Source organism: Candidatus Chlamydia sanziniae, assembly GCF_001653975.1.
GTDB classification, from domain to species: Bacteria; Chlamydiota; Chlamydiia; order Chlamydiales; family Chlamydiaceae; genus Chlamydia; species Chlamydia sanziniae.
In genome coordinates this window covers 260,824-278,166 of sequence record NZ_CP014639.1, presented here as the reverse complement: position 1 = coordinate 278,166, position 17,343 = coordinate 260,824, and the positions used below count along the sequence as shown (strand labels likewise).

Here is a 17,343-nt window from a genome sequence, read left to right as displayed (position 1 = left end):
ATAAGTTTTTCATTCTCACAACTATTGTGAATTAGAAACTATCCTATAGAACGCACTGGCATTGAACTATATTCAAGTTTTAAAAAGCTCTACTAAATGGGAAAAAACAATTGCCTATTCTTAGACTTACCTTAACTATAAATGTAAGGGATATTTAATGTTGTTTCGCGTTATTTTATTGTTAAGTTCTTTTGGGTGCTGTGCTTCCATAGTAGAAGCTCAGATAATCGAAACCCAATACATCGAAGATATTGTTCCTTTGGTAGATAAGGATACTTGGGTGCTAGTTGATCTTGATAATTGTATGTTTCAGGGAGCGCAAGCTTTAGGACATGCAAATTGGTTTTATGATGCAATACAGCAAAAAATAGCGAAAGGAATAAGTAAAAATACAGCAATTGCCGAGGTTTATCCTGATTGGATACAAAGTCAAAATTTATGCACGGTACAGCCTATAGAAAAAAACTTTGTGCCTATCTTGACGGCATTTCAAAATCAAGGAATTGTTGTTATGGGGTTGACACATCGATGTTCTAATCTAGAAGCAATAACAATTCGTCAGGTAAATTCATTGAATTTTAACTTCTTTAAAACAGCTCCTACACAAACTAATTTCAATGTCCCTACACAAATTCCAGGATTCTATTCGCATGGGATTCTATTTGTAGGAGACTTTAATAAAAAAAGCGATGTCTTCGCACGTTTTTTAGCTTTAATAAATAAGTTCCCAGAAAAAATTGTCTTTATAGATGACAGAAGAGACAATGTTGAGGATCTAGAGAGGCTTACAAATCAGAGTATAAAATATACTGGAGTGCACTATACTGCGATACAATATGCGAGTCCTATATTTATACGGGAAATTGCAGAATTACAGTATAAGACTATAAATCATATTATAAGTAACGAAGCTGCGTTGCTTTTGCTAGAACATGGGCTTGAGTGAAGAAGACCGAAACTCTTTTTATAATCAGGCAATATGCTAGTGTCTTCGTCTCTTGATTAAAAAGTAGCAACAGAGATTTTAGCCAGTAAGCCCAGCCTCATCTCTCATTTTTTCTTCCTAAGTAACTGTCAAATCTGGTCATGATAACAGAGGAATACTGTGAATAAACGTCATGTTCTAGGTACAACTTTTTCGAATGTATACTTTACGGAAAAAATATGCTTAGAAACACAGTAACGGTTGGATATTCTCTAGTGTACATAGGTGTCTGAGTAGATTTCCTCAGAATCGTTTTATATTAGGATGCGTAATAGAAATGGTTGGGATTTTTTGTGGAGTTAAAGAAAATTTTTTCTTCTAACCCTCGCGATTTTCGAGATAAATTAAGAGAAGTTAATCTTAAAGTAACAGACTTTTCTTATCACTAGGTAAGACAAGAACTCGATTCTGTGCTATAGAACAAGAGTGATTAGATTAACCTTAGAGGTATCCTTTGCGGCTCTTGTCTATACTTAAGCTGCAGCTATCTTCACTATGGTCTGTTGACCCTTCATCTCCTCACTATTATGATACGTGTTCTCATGCTATGCTTCGTCTACTTTGCCGTTGGAAAGATACTGATACTATAGAATGGCAGTATATCTGTGATATTTTAGTGAATGTATGTAGTAAAATGAGTGAACAGCTCCTTGTTTTACAACAAGGGACTACAGAGACACATTTCGATAATTATGATCAAATTGATGCGGAGTATGAAGGAAAAGTATTGGCATTAGAAGAAAAACTCTCTTCTTGTGAGGCAATTAAAAACCACGAGATAGAAAAGCTTCAAGCAGAAAATACGTGGTTACAGAGTCGTCTTGTTCAGAAATTACACCAATTTCGTTATCAGAATGACATTATAGATCAACTTAAGAAAGACTTAATCAACAATGTGCAAAAAACACAGCTTAGTGAAGGGCGTAGGCTGTGCTATGAACATAGAATTAGACAGCTTGAAGAGCAGTTAGAACACAACTTCCCCCAAGAACACAAAAGTGAACCCTCTGCAAGAGATATAGAAGTCAACCAATTAAAGAAAACTCTTGCTTGCCTAAAAAGCGAAAAGGAAGAAGAGACAAAAACATATCAAACAGAAATTACTAAATTGCAAACAAAATTACAGCAATGTCAGAAAAAAGGGAAAAAGAAAGAGGTGTCTCCTAAAGAGAGTTATGCTTGGAAATTGACAGAAGTACAAACGGACCTAGCCCAGAAAAAGAAAGAGATCGCACTTCTCCACGATCTTGTCGAAGAACAATACTGTCAGCTTCGTGATTTACACAAGCAGCTAGGAACGGAGATTTCGCTAGATACTAAGCTTGTTCATCTCAAAAAGTTGATAGGTAAAGAAGTCGCATGCGATTCTGACTCTTGCTTAACAGGACAAGAGCAAGTATTACCCGAGTGTCCATGATAAAGAAAAACTTCTTGAAAAAGTGATTTATGGAAATTCTAAATCAGATAAGCTAACCCACGAGTCTTTGCTCATGTTGTGTAAAGCTTCTCTACGCAGCTAGAACAGTGTGTTATCTTTACAGTTTAGATGTAAAGATATATCAAAAATTAGCACAAAATGTCCTAAAGGATAAGTCATGGCACAGTTAATCATGGGGGTGGATCCTGGAACCGTAGTTTCTGGATACGCAGTCATTACTGTAGAGCAGCGCTATCGGATTACTCCCCATAGTTACGGAGTGATTCGGTTGTCTTCTAAAGATACTCTGCCACAACGTTATAGAAAACTCTTTGAGGGCATCTCGGATGTCTTAAATGAAGTGCAACCCGAAACGATGATTTTAGAAACGCAGTTTGTAAATAAAAATCCCCAAAGTACGATAAAGCTTGGTATGGCTCGTGGAGTGATTTTGCTTGCGGCTGCTTTGCGTGATATCCCTATATTTGAATATGCTCCCAATGTTGCGAAGAAAGCCGTTGTTGGTAAAGGTCATGCAAGTAAAAAACAGGTCCAAGCTATGATTAGCAAGCTGTTAAATCTCCCCGAAATTTTAGATCCCCGTCATGAAGATATAGCGGATGCTTTTGCCTTGGCTATATGCCATACTCATGCTTTTACATATTCTGGTATAGGAGTAAATTAGTGTACGAATATGTTCGTGGAATCCTTACTTATGTGGATACCCAGGCTATTGTTATAGAATGTCTGGGGCTTGGCTATTCCATTGTAATCACAGAACGGTGGAGGATAGATCTTCTTAAACTTCAACATCAAGAGATTTTAATTTACGTACATACAGTATTAAGAGAGACAGAACATCTCCTTTATGGGTTTGCTTCTCGTGAGGAAAGAGAGTGCTTTCGTATTCTTCTTTCCTTGTCTGGTGTAGGACCTAAACTCGCCTTGGCAATCTTAAACACTTTTCCTTTAAAAACTCTTTGTGCTGTTGTCCGTGCTGAAGATGTCTTTACTATAGCTTCTGTCCCCGGAATTGGGAAAAAAACAGCAGAAAAGCTTATGGTAGATCTTAAGCAAAAACTCTCAGCTCTTCTTCCCTTAAATTCCAAAGTAGCAGCTACACATCAGATGTCTGTTCTTTGTATAGAAGAAGGCATACAAGCCCTGTCAGCTCTTGGTTACTCAAAGATGGCTGCTGAACGTATGATCTTGGAAGCTACCAAAGAATTCCCTGAAGGAGCCTCATTAAGTGATATCTTACCCATAGCGTTAAAAAAGAACTCTTAAAAGGATAAACAAGGACTAGACTTTCCTAAAGATCATGATATACTTTTCTTCAAATGTATCTAGGAAGAATATGAAAACTATGGAACAAACGTTATCGATCATCAAACCTGATTCTGTGAGTAAATCTCATATTGGAAAAATTCTTACTATTTTTGAACAAGCAGGTTTGCGAATCGCTGCTATGAAAATGATACGCCTATCTATAACAGAGGCGGAAGGATTTTATGCTGTGCATAAAACTCGCTCCTTTTTCCCCTCACTTGTTGATTTTATGATTTCTGGCCCCATTGTAGTGCTTGTGTTGGAAGGTGCAAATGCTGTTCGTCGTAACAGAGAAATCATGGGAGTTACGAACCCTCAGGAGGCAGCTCCCGAAACTATCCGTGCAAAATTCGGAGAATCTATAGAAATCAATGCGGTTCATGGTTCGGATAGCTTAGAAAATGCCGAAATGGAAATTGCCTATTTTTTCGAAAAGACAGAAATCGTTAATGCATTCAATAGCGTTACCTCTATGGTAGGAGAGTAGTCGTTTTACGATGAGGTTGGAGTAGGATTTCCTGCAATTCTGGTTTTGAAAGTGTTTGCCAGGAAAACAAGGCGTTGCCTGATGCTTTCAGTTTGTCAAAAAAACTTTCTTTAGAAAAAAACCAAGGACGTAGTGTTGTTAGGAAATCTTGATGAGAACGTTGTCGGCGATAGACAGGTTGCTTTTCAGGGAGTGGTAAATAATACGCTAACTTATCTATGTCCATGTCCCATAAAAATGTTGTGTGCTGTACCCAACGATACCTTTGGATGTAGTGTGCATTTCCACCCACTTTCTTATCCCCAAGAGCGTAGTCATTCTCAAAAACTACAAAAGTTGCTGGAAACAATGAATGATACAGTGCATACGTCCATGTGAGTATTTCTTGAGGTTGCACAAAGACCTTCGGAGAGTTAATAATCCAAGATACCATTAAAGTATTGGCATCTATAAATACTGTCCCTCCTCCACTATAACGTCGTATTATAGGAATTTTGTCCGCCTGTACGCGAGAAACATGTACATCTTGTACAAGGTTGCGAGAGATTCCTAAAACTACCGCATTTTTAACCCCAGCGTTGATAATACAAAAATTCTGATTCGTAGTCCGCAGCAATGCTTCTTCAATCCGTAATTGCTGCAAAATAGGAGTGCTACGTAAATCTAAGAAAACACAATCAGTGGTGGGCATGTTTTTTTACGGCTACCATCAAAACTTGAATATCGGCAGATGCTATACCTGATATCCGCGACGCGGAACCTATAGTCCTAGGCATGAATTTAACGAGTTTTTCTTTGGCTTCCAAACTCAATGCGGTAATTGCTGCATAATTCAAATTTTCAGGAATGATCATTTTTTCGGATTTCGCTAAACTATCAATTAAAGAATGTTGGCGATCAATATATCCAGCATATTTGATCTCCATTTCTAAAGAAGCGTTCAGGATAGTACCTAAATCTCGAATGTCATTAGGAAAAGCTTCTTTAAGAATTTCATAAGAGACTTCCGGTCGGCATAAAATTTTAGCTAGAGGAACAACAGCATTCCCATAGTTTTTAAATGTTTTATAAAGACGTGCCTTCTCCTCTTCTATAAGTTGCTTTTGTTTTTCAAAAAGCTCATAACGCTCTTTTGACACCAACCCTAAAGCATACCCATAGTGGGATAAACGAGAACAAGCATTATCTTGCCTTAATAATAAACGATGTTCCGCACGTGCTGTAAACATCCGATAGGGCTCATCTAACACTTGCGTTGTAAGATCATCTAACATTACCCCAATATAAGATTCTTGACGTGTTGGAACAAAAACAGGTTGATGGAATACTTTGTTTACAGCATTCACACCTGCAATTAATCCTTGAGCAGCAGCTTCCTCGTACCCTGTAGTGCCGTTGATTTGTCCACATAGGAAAAGACCTTCTATAAGCTTACTCTCAAGTGTTGGAGAAATTACGTTTCCATGAACGTAATCGTACTCAATATTATACGCAGGGCGAGTAAGAACGGCATTTTCCAACCCTTGTACGGAATGAATAATTTCATACTGTACATCCAAAGGCATCGACATAGATAAACCATTTACGTAAATCTCTTGGGTGTGAAGACCTTCAGGTTCTAAAAAAATATGATGCCGCTCTTTATCTGAAAATTTAACAACCTTATCTTCGATAGAAGGACAGTAACGAGGTCCTGTTCCTTGAATATGCCCCCCGTAAAGAGCAGAGCGTTTTAAATTTGTAAGAATGATATTTTTGGTTTTTTCAGTCGTATGTGTAATGAAACAGGATACCTGTGAAAGGGAAGGTTGAAAAGGTTCACTTCTATGCACAAAGCCAATCCCAGAATCCCCACATTGTTCTTCTATAGAGGAAAAATCTATAGAAGAAGCATGAAGCCGCGGAGGCGTACCTGTTTTTAATTTACTAATCGGGAAGCCGCGTTCTTGAAGGGCATTGGATAACCCAATAAACGAGGGATCTTCTAATCGACCTCCTGAAAAATTTCGGGCTCCAATATGAATTAAACCCCGCATAAATGTGCCTGAAGAAAGCACCACAGTTTTTCCTAAATAAGCAATGCCTTCTCTAGTAGTAACACCAGTGATAATTCCTTCTTTATCTAGTAAGGATTCTACAGTGCCCTGCATTATATGCAGACCAGGAACCTTTTCTAAAAGACACTTCATATGCATATGGTACAATTGCTTATCTACTTGAGCCCGGGGAGCGCGAACAGCAGGACCTTTGGTCTGATTTAGAATGCGAAATTGTATGCCAGATTGGTCTGTAACCTCAGCCATAATGCCACCAAGAGCATCGATTTCTCGAACAATATGGCCCTTACCAATTCCTCCAATAGCAGGATTGCAACTCAATTTAGCAATAGTATCTAAATTAGATGTTAACATAAGAACACGAGCACCCATTTTAGCAGCACAATACGCTGCTTCACAACCCGCATGCCCAGCTCCAACTACAATAACATCATAATTAACTGAGTGAGTCCACATATGTGAAATTATTTATTTTTATGACGATCTCTACGGCGTCTTTTTTTACGCTTATGTTTAGCGATTTTGAGTCTTCGTTTTTTCTTAACAGATGACATAATGTTTTTATGGTTGGCGTATTGATTTAATAGAAAGTTCTTACTACATTGAATTGTACTATGTCAAAATAGAGAACTACAACTTATCTAATTACCGAACTTGCTAGGGGGTATTTCATAGGCGAAAAAATTACTCAAAACAACAAGCATTTTGACTCGCACTTAATAGGAAAAAGGATAAGCAAATCCTATGTAGTCAGCATATTACTATAAACGTATTTTGTGGTCCACTAACGATTTTTTTTAAAGACCTAGGAGATAAGAAGGGACTACAGAAATAGCCTATAGATCGGATTATTTAGGGAATTACAGAACTAAACTAACAGGGAAGTTCAAAAGCTGAGTAATTTCGAAAACGTGCAAACCCTTTTTCAAAAACTAGAGGAACAGAACCTATAGAGCCATGACGGTTTTTTGCTACAATAAGTTCTGCAGTTCCTGGCTTATCATTAGGATCATAATACTCTCGCCGGAGCAAAAACATAATTAAATCAGAGTCCTGTTCTATGCTTCCACTTTCACGAAGATCACTCATCATAGGACGATGATTTGCTCGTTCTTCAACTTTCCGGGAGAGCTGAGAAAGACAAAGAATAGGAATATTGAGCTCCCTAGCTAGAGTCTTTAGCATTCTGGAAATTTCTGAAATTTCTGTCTGACGACTTTCTGTAGAACGTAGAGTCCCAGAACCCGAAAGTAATTGTAAATAGTCAATAATTAGAAATTGAATATCGTAACTTTCTTTCATCCTACGGGCACGAGCTCGTAAATCTGTTACTTTAAGTCCAGGCTGGTCATCAATAAGCAGGGTATGTTGTTGCATGTCATTAACAACCGAAACAATGCGTTGGAAATCATGCCCAGATAAATCTCCTACATTGATTTTTTTAGATTCTACTTCAGCTCGAGAACAAATCATACGGTGAATTAACTGATCTACAGTCATTTCTAAAGAAAAAATTCCAATAGGAAGCCGATGTTGAAAACAAAGATTTTCAGCAATATTTAAAGCCAAAGCTGTTTTCCCCATGGCGGGACGCGCAGCTAAAATCATAAGATTTGAAGGCGCAAGCCCATGAATGAGATGATCTAAGTCAATAAAATATGTCGGAATTCCTGAAAATAAAGTTGCCTCACTGTCATGTGCATGCTGCCGGAAAAATTCCTGTTTTTCTTGTAGCTGTATAAGATAGGGTTTATCTACAGTGGAAATGAGCCCACGGAGTTTATCAGCTACCAAAACATATTGTGCGAGTGCAGTGGTTTGACTGATTTTAAAAAAAGCATGTTGGGCTTCATCTAAAACTTCAGCTACGTTTTTTGGTTCTTCTGTAGCTTTTTTCTCTATCTCTTTAGCTGTCTGGATCATCTTTCTTAGGATGGACTTCGAACGGATGATTTCCACATATTCTTCGAGATAAGCTGCTGTACCAGCAAAATCTGCTAAGGTAATGAGATACGTAGGACCCCCAATTACCGTAAGCTGATTGCGACGTTTCAGCTCTTCCCCAGCAAGATGAACATCGATAGGTTTATCTTGTTTAAAGGCATCTTGTAAAATCCGAAAAATAATTTTGTGCTCGAGATAGTAAAAATCTTCTTCATAGAGTTGATTTGCAGCAAGATTCAAATAATTCACAGCAGTAAGCATACAGCCTAAAACTATCATTTCTGATTCTTTGGAATGTGGTGGAGAAGAGAGAGTCGTTGTCTTATCAATCATCTGAAGTAAGATTTTTTACGCTATTTTCTAGAATTGTCTTGCATCTTTGCTGTTAGGTTAGGTTATTGAATATATATCCTCAAGCCCTAGTTAAGAAGAAGAAAATTGACACACAGGCAATTGCATTGACATCAAATCTAAAAAATCTCTAGGTAGTAATAAGCATCTAAAATATACTGCTGTCGCAGAAGAAGATAGTTCTACTTTTGTTGCGTAGAGCCGATGGGTATTTTTCATTTTGACAATGAGTTATGTTCACTTAAGTCAAGCAGAACTTGGATATAAGGCATTGTCTATAAATTGGAAATTTGCGACTAAAAAAATTAAAATAAGGAAAGATGACTGAGTGGTCGAAAGTACGTCCCTGCTAAGGACGCGTACCCCTCAAGGGTACCGAGGGTTCGAATCCCTCTCTTTCCGAATGTTTCCAACTACAACGAATGAGTAGTTATTTACAATTAAATTCACTTTTTTCTCTCACCTTTTTTAAAAAAGCCTAATATGTGTCAATGTGGGGCTAGAGTACTAGAGTAATTAGAAGATGGCAATTGGATATATGAACTCTATACTTGTTTGTAGATTTAGCATGCCCTATAATGGAGGCAAATTGTAAGGTTCCTTAAAAGATCGCATTAGTTAGCCAAAATCATGAGACAATTTTGTAACCTACTTTCTCTATCGCGTTTGTGGCTAGCAATGTTTTTTTGTCAAGAAAAACTACAACTGCGCCTCCTCCTCATTATCGGAGCTATGGTGAGTGACATTCTAGATGGCTACCTCGCTCGTCGATATAAAGCTACAAGTCGCTTAGGATCTATTCTGGATCCCGCGATGGACAAAGTTTTTGTTTTTGTATGTATTACTGTCCTTTATCTTGAGGGCTCGCTATCCATAGCCCACCTACTTTTAATCTGTGCACGTGATATCTTTCTTCTTATCTTTGTGATCTATCTCTCCATCGTAAACGGATGGAAAGGATATGATCACCGCGCATTATTTTGGGGGAAGATTTTTACTGTAGTTCAATTTATTATTTTATTAGGGGTAACCGCTGGAGGCTATATCTCGGTCACTGGCCTCATTCCCTTAGTTGTCCTCGGCTTCCTTTACTTCCTTGAGCGGATTATTGATTATAGAAATCAATGCCCAGATTAACTTATTTGGCTAGGTTTTTTTTGAAAATAGTCTGGACCGCGTTCGCATAGGAACCTCTTGAATTTTACTAGCCTTTTGGCTACAATCAGGCCTCTTTTTATCACGATTCTTAATTTATGCCTTGCCGTTTGCTAAGTAACCAGTATTATAAAAACTGTATGCATACGGTGTCGTTAAAATATAAAATATCTATTTACAAGTCTTTGTATGCCATAATATTGGGAAGGAGTTTATGCAGTCATCAGAAGTGAAACCCTTTTCTAGGCTGCGGGCATATCTTTGTCCTATTTACAGGTCAGAATTCCCAAAATTTATTCCTCTTTTCCTATTAGCATTTTTTGTAGGTTTTAACTATTGTCTACTCAAAAGTATGAAAGACACTTTAGTCATCGTAGGGTCTGAAGCTGGGGCGGAAGTGATCCCATTCCTTAAGGTGTGGGGAATCGTCCCAGGAGCAGTTATTGTAACTATGATCTATGGATGGTTAAGTAGTCGGTATCCCCGGGATACCGTTTTTTATTGCCTCATAGGTGTGTTTGTTGGGTTTTTTGTCCTATTCCCTACTCTCATCTACCCCATGGGAGATACTCTACATCTAGATAGCGTTGCCAATAAATTGCAAAAGTTACTGCCACAAGGTCTCCGTGGTTTTATTGTCATGATTCGTTTTTGGAGCTATAGCCTATACTATGTCATGTCAGAGCTTTGGAGTTCTGTAGTTCTCTCCATGTTGTTCTGGGGATTAGCCAATCAAATTACAACAATCACCGAAGCCGGCCGTTTCTATGCCTTAATTAATACGGGACTGAATTTTTCTTCTATATGTGCTGGGGAAATTTCCTACTGGATGGGAAAACAAAAATTAATTGTTTTTCCTTTCGCCCGAGACTCTTGGCACGGAGTAATGTTGAATCTTACAACTCTCATTCTCGGTGCGAGTCTACTGATGGTATGGTTATATAGGCGTATTCATCATTTAACTCGCACTCCTATAGATCATTCTCTAAATGTTTCCTCCTCTTCCTCATCTATAGAAGAAACTATAGCAACCGCTAAAGCCAGAAAAAAAACTAAAACTAAAGCAAAAAATCTCTTTTTATACCTCATTCGTTCTCGATATTTACTCGGCCTCGCCATTATTGTTCTATCATACAATTTAGTGATCCATTTGTTTGAAGTTGTTTGGAAAGATCAGGTAAGCCAAATCTACAACTCCCGTGTTGCATTCAATGGTTATATGAGTAGAATCACTACCCTCATTGGTATAGTTTCCGTGTTTGCAGCTATTCTTCTTACAGGGCAATGCATTCGTAAATGGGGATGGACCGTAGGTGCTTTAGCAACGCCCATTGTTATGCTTGTTACTGGCGTGTTGTTTTTTGGAGCTATCTTTGCTGTAAAAAAAGATATCACTATCTTCGGTGGAATTTTTGGCATGACCCCCTTAGCTTTAGCTGCATGGACGGGGGGGATGCAAAATATCCTAGCTCGAGGAACTAAATTTACATTTTTTGATCAAACAAAAGAAATGGCTTTCATCCCGCTTTCTTCGGATGATAAAAATTATGGTAAAGCTGCTATTGATGGTGTTGTCTCTAGAATAGGAAAATCCGGAGGATCCTTAATTTATCAAGGGCTCTTAGTTATCTTTTCTTCTGTAGCAGCGAGTGTCAATGTCATCGCATTAGTTTTGCTGGTCATCATGATGGTTTGGATTACCGTTGCTGCTTATATTGGTAGGGAATACAATTTCAAAGCTACTGTCCTAGAAGGACCTCAAACCGCAGTTTCTCATCTTCCTGTAATGCAGACACGCCAATCCATAGAATCTATAAACCAAGAAGAAGTTGTGACTTCATAAGCTTTTCAATTTAGAAATACCTAACAGTTTCGCCTATTTTTTGCCCTAGGTGTTTTTCATCTTTATGCTTTTCCGTAGATCTCTTATTTTATCTGTTTCTGAATTTATAAAATATTCCTATTGGGGGATTATATGAAAACGTTATGGCATTTTTTATCAAAAGCTTTTTTATCAATAATTGGATTGTGTTGTGGTCTTGTCCTCGCACTCATCGTTGTCATGGGCCTAGTGCTCTCTACTGCTAGCTCAACAGACGCTAGTTTTGTTAGCCTGCCCGATGCTCAAGGCGTAATTCATGATTTAGGAAAATCAGCTCCAGTGATCGCTGTTTTTGAAATCAAAGATGCAATTCTCTCTTCTAAAAATACAGCAAAAACCATTCAAAATGCTTTGGAAGGGTTGGACAAAGCCCCACTTAAAAATCGTGTGAAAGGAATCATTATTGACATGGATTGTCCCGGAGGAGAAGTGTTTGAAATTGCACGGATCAATGCCATGTTAAACTTTTGGAAACAACGCACCCATTGTCCAATTTATGTTTTTGTTAACGGTTTGTGTGCTTCTGGAGGTTATTATATTGCCTGTGCTGCAGATAAAATCTACACAACATCGGCATCTCTTATTGGTTCTGTAGGTGTACGTTCAGGCCCATATTTTAATGTAAAAGAAGGATTAAATCGTTATGGTATAGAAAGTGAACTGCTGACAGCAGGAAACGACAAGGCTCCTTTAAATCCTTATACACAATGGACTGCACATGATAAGGAAGTCCGTCAAAATATTATCAATTTTCTTTACGAACAATTTATCGAGGTTGTAGTAGCTAGTCGTCCTTTACTTACTAAAGAGCGGTTAATACATACTCTAGGAGCTCGTTTATATTCTTCTCAACAAGCTCTAGAAGAAGGGTATATTGATGTGGTGAATGTCTCTCAACAACAAGTTCTCCAAGATATGGTGGTTGCTTGTAATATCGATAATAATTATCGAGTAATTCGTTTGGATGATAGTGGATGGTGGAAGCGTATGACCCATGTTGTCTCCTCCAGCCCACTCATTACTGGCAAAATACAACACGAATTGTTGCCAATAGCGAATGATGTTCATACAGTGCCTTACTTAGGATTGTAAGAAGATGTCGAGTAGAGGAAAATTATGGAAAAGTTATTTATTCTAGATGCTTCTGGATTTGTTTTTCGCGCGTATTTTGCTTTACCCGAAATGAAAAATTCTGAAGGAGAAGCAACTCAGGCTGTATTTGGTTTTATTCGTTCAATAAATAAACTGATAAAAGAGTTTGCTCCATACTACATGGTCGCTGTTTTTGACGGGCCAAATAATAAACAAAGTCGTCGAGAAATTTATGATAACTATAAAAGTAATCGGGAAAGAAAATTGTACGATCTTCCCAAACAACTTTCTCTAGTTAAAGAATATTGCACTTTATTTGGTTTGGCTCATGTAGAGGTAGAGTCAGTAGAAGCCGATGATGTGATCGCAAGTATTTCTAGAGAAGCTCTTATAAAAGGCTATGAAGTTTGCATCTGTACTGGAGACAAAGACTTACTACAACTTGTGGACACTCATGTAACAGTATGGAATCCTTGGAAAGACCAAGGAGTCATAGGTGTTTCCGAAGTAATAGAACGTTATGGTGTTTCTCCACAAAGGATCCCAGATTATCTGGCCTTAGTTGGCGATACTTCAGATAATATCCCTGGAGTTTCTGGTTGTGGCCCTAGAAAAGCAATGACTCTCCTTCAGCAGTTTGGAAGTGTGGAGGGACTTTTACATAATTTAAATGAGGTTAAAGGATCGAATCGGGCACTGCTTATTGAACAGCAAAGTGTCCTTGAACTAAGTAAAAAATTAGCTCTTCTGGATCATGAGGTTGCCGTACCCTTACCTGTAAGTGCATTTATATTTCCTCAGCATCCCATTGATCAAGAAAAGCTAAGAACTTTTTATATACAACAAGGATTTAAGACACTCGTAGTACCTAAGAAAGAAGAAATATCCACTGTTGATGTTCAAGTGGTTACGGATAATGATACTCTAGAAAATGCCCTGAATAAACTTCAAGGAGAAGGACCTATTGCTTTTGCCGCAGCCTATACAGGTAAGCATCTTCCGTCTTTACAATTATTCGGATTGGCATTGACCAGAGGAACAGAAGTCTTTTTTATCGATTTGCAACATGCATCTACAAGCTTCATATCTTCCCTACGACGTTTTTTTACAAGAGATGATGTCTCCTTTTATGGTTATAATATCAAACGGGATATGCACGCACTTATGAATACAGGCATTCCTATACGAGATATTTGTTGTGATCTTGCTCTTGCAGAACATTTGATCCATGGAGGAGCAAAAACTTCCTATCAGTCCTTGCTTATTAATCATGGCTTAACACAAGTCGCTATGCGGTTTGCAAAGGAATGGGAAGCGTTAAGCCTGCCTATTCTTAGATTGCCGGAACATCCAGCTCAATATTTTGGAGAATTTGTTGCTTATTTACCGGAATTAAAAAAATCCGTCCTTGAGGAATTAGATCGTAAAGGAATGATTGAGATTTTTCATGATATAGAAATGCGTTTGGAAAAAGTGCTCTTTCTTATGGAAAGAGCAGGAATGCCTTTGGATATAGAAGAATTAGCTCTATTGGAAAGTTCCTTAGAAGCAGAACTTGCAATACTCACAGATGAGATTTACGATTTAGCAGGAACTTCATTTAATATTAAGTCTCCAAAACAGCTAGCGGATGTTTTATATAAGGAATTAGGACTCGTCCCAGTTGACAAAATGAAGTCTACAAAAGCCAAGGTTCTTGAGGCTTTGTTAGGAGAACATGAAATTATCGAGAAAATTTTAGCATTTCGTGCTATTGAAAAACTACTTTCTACATATGTCAAAGCTTTACCTCGTCAAGTAGATCTCCACACGCATAGAATTCATCCTTCTTTTGATCAGACAGGAACAGTTACAGGAAGATTAGCATGTCGTGATCCTAACTTACAAAACATTCCTATACGATCTCATCGTGGAATATTGCTTAGAAAGGCTTTTCATATGAGTCAGCCAAATATATATTTTTTATCCGCTGATTATTCTCAAATTGAGTTGAGATTTTTAGCACATTTAAGTCAGGATAACTCATTAAGATTGGCATTTGAATCAGGTCAGGACGTTCATGCATTTACTGCTGCTCAGGTATTCCATGTCCCCCTAGACCAGGTTTCAAAGCAACAACGAATGCAAGCAAAGACTGTAAATTTTGGCATTGTCTATGGGCAACAAGCTTATGGACTTTCAAAAAGTTTAAGGATACCTCTTAGTGAAGCTCAGAAACTCATCCAAGCCTATTTTGCCCGTTATCCTCGAGTTTTCCAATTTGTAGAGGAAACTATAGAACAGGCTTCCCGAGATTTAAGAGTGACTACCATGTTGGGAAGAGAGCGAATTATTGATAGCTGGAATGAATTTCCGGGCTCACGCGCTGCCTCAGGGCGTTTTGCTGTGAACACCCGCATTCAAGGAAGCGCTGCTGAGCTGATCAAGCTTGCTATGCTGCATCTTGCAGAAGCAATCCAACACAAAAATATGAAGAGTCGTATGTTGTTGCAGATACATGACGAATTATTATTTGAAATTCCCGAAGAAGAATTAGAAATCATGCAGACTCTAGTGCGAGAAAAAATGGAATCTGCCATGACTTTATCAGTTCCTTTAGTTGTGAATATCTTGATTGGAAAAAATTGGGCAGAATGTTAAAGTTACTAAAAGTTTCTATTACAGGAGACCTCTCTTCTGGGAAAACTGAAGCATGTCAGGTTTTTCAGGAATTGGGGGCTTATGTAGTTAGTGCTGATAAAATTTCGCATAGCTTCCTTATTCCTCATACATACATAGGTCGTCGTATTATAAATCTTTTGGGACCGGAAATTGTTGTTGCTGACGCGCTTGATACGCGAGCTATAGCTGAGAAAGTCTTTTACAATAGCGCTCTGTTACAAGGTTTAGAAACCATTCTACATCCAGAAGTTTGTCAGGTAATTGAAGAACAATATTGTCAAGTTGTTCAAAGTGGGGAATATCCGTTATTTGTTGCAGAGGTGCCTTTGCTGTATGAAATACACTATGCAGAGTGGTTTGATTCGGTGGTTCTTATTACAGCAAATGAAGACATTCGTCGAGAAAGATTTATTAAAAAAACAGGATTTTCTGAAAAAGATTTTTATAAAAGATGCTCACGTTTTTCAGACATTGGTGAGAAATTAATGCAAGCAGACAATGTGATTGAAAATAACGGGACTAAAGAAGAATTACGTCATAAAGTTAAAGAATATTTTTACGCTTTAAAGGGAGCATTATGAAAGAAGAGCGTTCTTCAGAAATCTTGCCGAAGGTGAAAGAAACGAAAAAACATACATATCCTTTGCTAGAAGAGAAGTCTTTTGTAGGAGAATGTGCCGTAGTGAGCGCGGAGTCAGAAGAAACTCCATCCGTGACAATTACGAAAATTGCAAAACTGCAAAGGATGGGAATTGAGGAGCTAAACGTATTGGCTCGCCAATACGGCGTGAAGAACATCGGGTCGTTAACAAAATCTCAAGTGGTTTTCGAAATTGTTAAAGCTAAATCAGAACGAGCAGACGAACTCCTTATAGGGGAAGGCGTTTTGGAAGTTCTCCCCGATGGTTTTGGTTTTTTGCGATCTCCTACATACAACTATTTGCCATCAGCAGAAGATATTTACGTTTCTCCGGCACAAATTCGTCGATTTGATTTAAAAAAAGGCGATACCATTATCGGAACTATACGTTCCCCTAAGGAAAAGGAAAAATATTTTGCTTTATTGAAAGTAGATAAAATCAATGGTTCGACTCCTGATAAAGCAAAAGAACGTGTGTTGTTCGAAAACCTAACCCCTCTATACCCTAATGAAAGAATCGTTATGGAAATGGGGAAAGATAATTTTGCTGAAAGAGTCTTAGATTTGACCGCTCCCATAGGTAAAGGGCAGAGAGGTCTTATTGTTGCTCCCCCACGTTCTGGGAAAACGGTCATTTTGCAAAGTATAGCCCATGCTATTGCTGTCAATAATCCCGATATTGTTCTTATTGTACTGCTCATCGACGAAAGACCCGAAGAAGTCACAGATATGATTCGTCAAGTGCGAGGTGAAGTTGTTGCCTCAACATTTGATGAACAGCCTGAACGCCATATCCAAGTTGCGGAAATGGTAATAGAAAAAGCACGTCGTTTAGTAGAACATGGCAATGACGTCGTTATCTTGCTCGACTCTATTACAAGATTAGCGCGTGCTTATAACACTGTCCAGCCTCACTCAGGTAAAATTTTGACCGGAGGTGTAGATGCAAGCGCTTTGCATAAACCTAAACGGTTTTTTGGAGCAGCAAGAAATATAGAAGGCGGAGGATCTCTAACAATTTTAGCAACTGCCTTAATTGATACCGGCTCACGTATGGACGAAGTGATCTTTGAAGAATTCAAAGGTACAGGAAATATGGAATTAGTTCTTGATCGGCGTCTTTCAGACAGAAGGACCTATCCCGCCATTGATTTAATTAAGAGTGGTACCAGAAAAGAAGAACTTCTTTACCACCCAAGTGAATTGGAAAAAGTCTATCTCTTCCGTCAAGCAATAGCAGATCTCACAGCTATTGATGCTATGTATCTTCTGTTAGGCAGGTTGAAAAAGACAAATAGTAATGCAGAATTTCTACTCTCCCTTAAAGAATAATTTCGTTATAT

At 38.2% G+C, this 17,343-nt stretch carries 15 protein-coding genes and 1 tRNA gene; 12 read left to right on the top strand and 4 right to left on the bottom strand.

Annotated features, from left to right (window positions below):
• Positions 1-157 precede the first annotated feature (157 nt).
• The 5 genes from Cs308_RS01135 (at position 158) to ndk (ending at position 4,218) form a co-directional block, all read left to right on the top strand.
• Positions 158-946 carry a DUF2608 domain-containing protein gene (locus tag Cs308_RS01135; RefSeq protein WP_066481578.1) on the top strand — a complete coding sequence of 263 codons (789 nt, stop codon included), beginning with the start codon at positions 158-160 and terminating at the stop codon, positions 944-946.
• Positions 947-1,439: 493 nt separating this feature from the next.
• A complete protein-coding gene (locus Cs308_RS01130; protein WP_066481577.1) occupies positions 1,440-2,402 on the top strand; it encodes a hypothetical protein in 963 nt (320 codons plus the stop codon).
• Positions 2,403-2,580: 178 nt separating this feature from the next.
• Positions 2,581-3,087 carry a crossover junction endodeoxyribonuclease RuvC gene (ruvC, locus tag Cs308_RS01125; protein WP_066481576.1) on the top strand — a complete coding sequence of 169 codons (507 nt, stop codon included), beginning with the start codon at positions 2,581-2,583 and terminating at the stop codon, positions 3,085-3,087.
• Positions 3,087-3,689: a Holliday junction branch migration protein RuvA gene (gene ruvA, locus Cs308_RS01120; RefSeq protein ID WP_066481575.1), complete on the top strand. Its 603-nt coding sequence runs from the start codon at positions 3,087-3,089 to the stop codon at positions 3,687-3,689. Before ruvC ends, ruvA begins: the two co-directional genes overlap by 1 nt.
• 79 nt (positions 3,690-3,768) lie before the next feature.
• Positions 3,769-4,218, top strand: coding sequence for a nucleoside-diphosphate kinase (gene ndk, locus Cs308_RS01115; protein WP_066483340.1), 450 nt, complete (start codon positions 3,769-3,771; stop codon positions 4,216-4,218).
• On the opposite strand, the gene Cs308_RS01110 is transcribed toward ndk, so the two are convergent.
• The 4 genes from Cs308_RS01110 to dnaB form a co-directional block, all read right to left on the bottom strand.
• Positions 4,202-4,909 (bottom strand): lipoate--protein ligase family protein, encoded by a 708-nt coding sequence (locus tag Cs308_RS01110; protein WP_066481574.1) that lies wholly within the window; start codon positions 4,907-4,909, stop codon positions 4,202-4,204. The two genes, ndk and Cs308_RS01110, sit on opposite strands and share 17 nt — an antisense overlap.
• Entirely contained in the window at positions 4,896-6,731 is a 1,836-nt protein-coding gene (gene mnmG / locus Cs308_RS01105; RefSeq protein ID WP_066481573.1) for a tRNA uridine-5-carboxymethylaminomethyl(34) synthesis enzyme MnmG, read from the bottom strand. The genes Cs308_RS01110 and mnmG overlap by 14 nt, the downstream gene beginning before the upstream one ends.
• A gap of 8 nt (positions 6,732-6,739) precedes the next feature.
• A complete protein-coding gene (locus Cs308_RS05100) occupies positions 6,740-6,829 on the bottom strand; it encodes an AURKAIP1/COX24 domain-containing protein (protein WP_072054076.1) in 90 nt (29 codons plus the stop codon).
• A 319-nt stretch (positions 6,830-7,148) separates the two neighbouring features.
• Positions 7,149-8,552: a replicative DNA helicase gene (dnaB, locus tag Cs308_RS01100; protein WP_066481572.1), complete on the bottom strand. Its 1,404-nt coding sequence runs from the start codon at positions 8,550-8,552 to the stop codon at positions 7,149-7,151.
• Between the two features lie 332 nt (positions 8,553-8,884).
• Here dnaB and Cs308_RS01095 point away from each other — a divergent pair.
• From Cs308_RS01095 to rho, 7 genes are all read left to right on the top strand, one after another.
• Positions 8,885-8,972 (top strand) — tRNA-Ser (locus tag Cs308_RS01095).
• 228 nt (positions 8,973-9,200) lie between these two features.
• A complete protein-coding gene (locus Cs308_RS01090; RefSeq protein ID WP_066481569.1) occupies positions 9,201-9,707 on the top strand; it encodes a CDP-alcohol phosphatidyltransferase family protein in 507 nt (168 codons plus the stop codon).
• A gap of 232 nt (positions 9,708-9,939) precedes the next feature.
• Positions 9,940-11,568 carry an NTP/H+ exchange transporter Npt2 gene (npt2, locus tag Cs308_RS01085; protein WP_066481565.1) on the top strand — a complete coding sequence of 543 codons (1,629 nt, stop codon included), beginning with the start codon at positions 9,940-9,942 and terminating at the stop codon, positions 11,566-11,568.
• Positions 11,569-11,700: 132 nt separating this feature from the next.
• Positions 11,701-12,699 (top strand): S49 family peptidase, encoded by a 999-nt coding sequence (locus tag Cs308_RS01080; RefSeq protein ID WP_066481562.1) that lies wholly within the window; start codon positions 11,701-11,703, stop codon positions 12,697-12,699.
• A 24-nt stretch (positions 12,700-12,723) separates the two neighbouring features.
• Complete coding sequence (polA, locus tag Cs308_RS01075; RefSeq protein WP_066481558.1) at positions 12,724-15,339, top strand: DNA polymerase I; 2,616 nt, start codon at positions 12,724-12,726, stop codon at positions 15,337-15,339.
• Positions 15,333-15,941 (top strand): dephospho-CoA kinase, encoded by a 609-nt coding sequence (coaE, locus tag Cs308_RS01070; RefSeq protein ID WP_066481552.1) that lies wholly within the window; start codon positions 15,333-15,335, stop codon positions 15,939-15,941. Before polA ends, coaE begins: the two co-directional genes overlap by 7 nt.
• Positions 15,938-17,332, top strand: coding sequence for a transcription termination factor Rho (gene rho, locus Cs308_RS01065; protein WP_066481550.1), 1,395 nt, complete (start codon positions 15,938-15,940; stop codon positions 17,330-17,332). The genes coaE and rho overlap by 4 nt, the downstream gene beginning before the upstream one ends.
• Positions 17,333-17,343 lie beyond the last annotated feature (11 nt).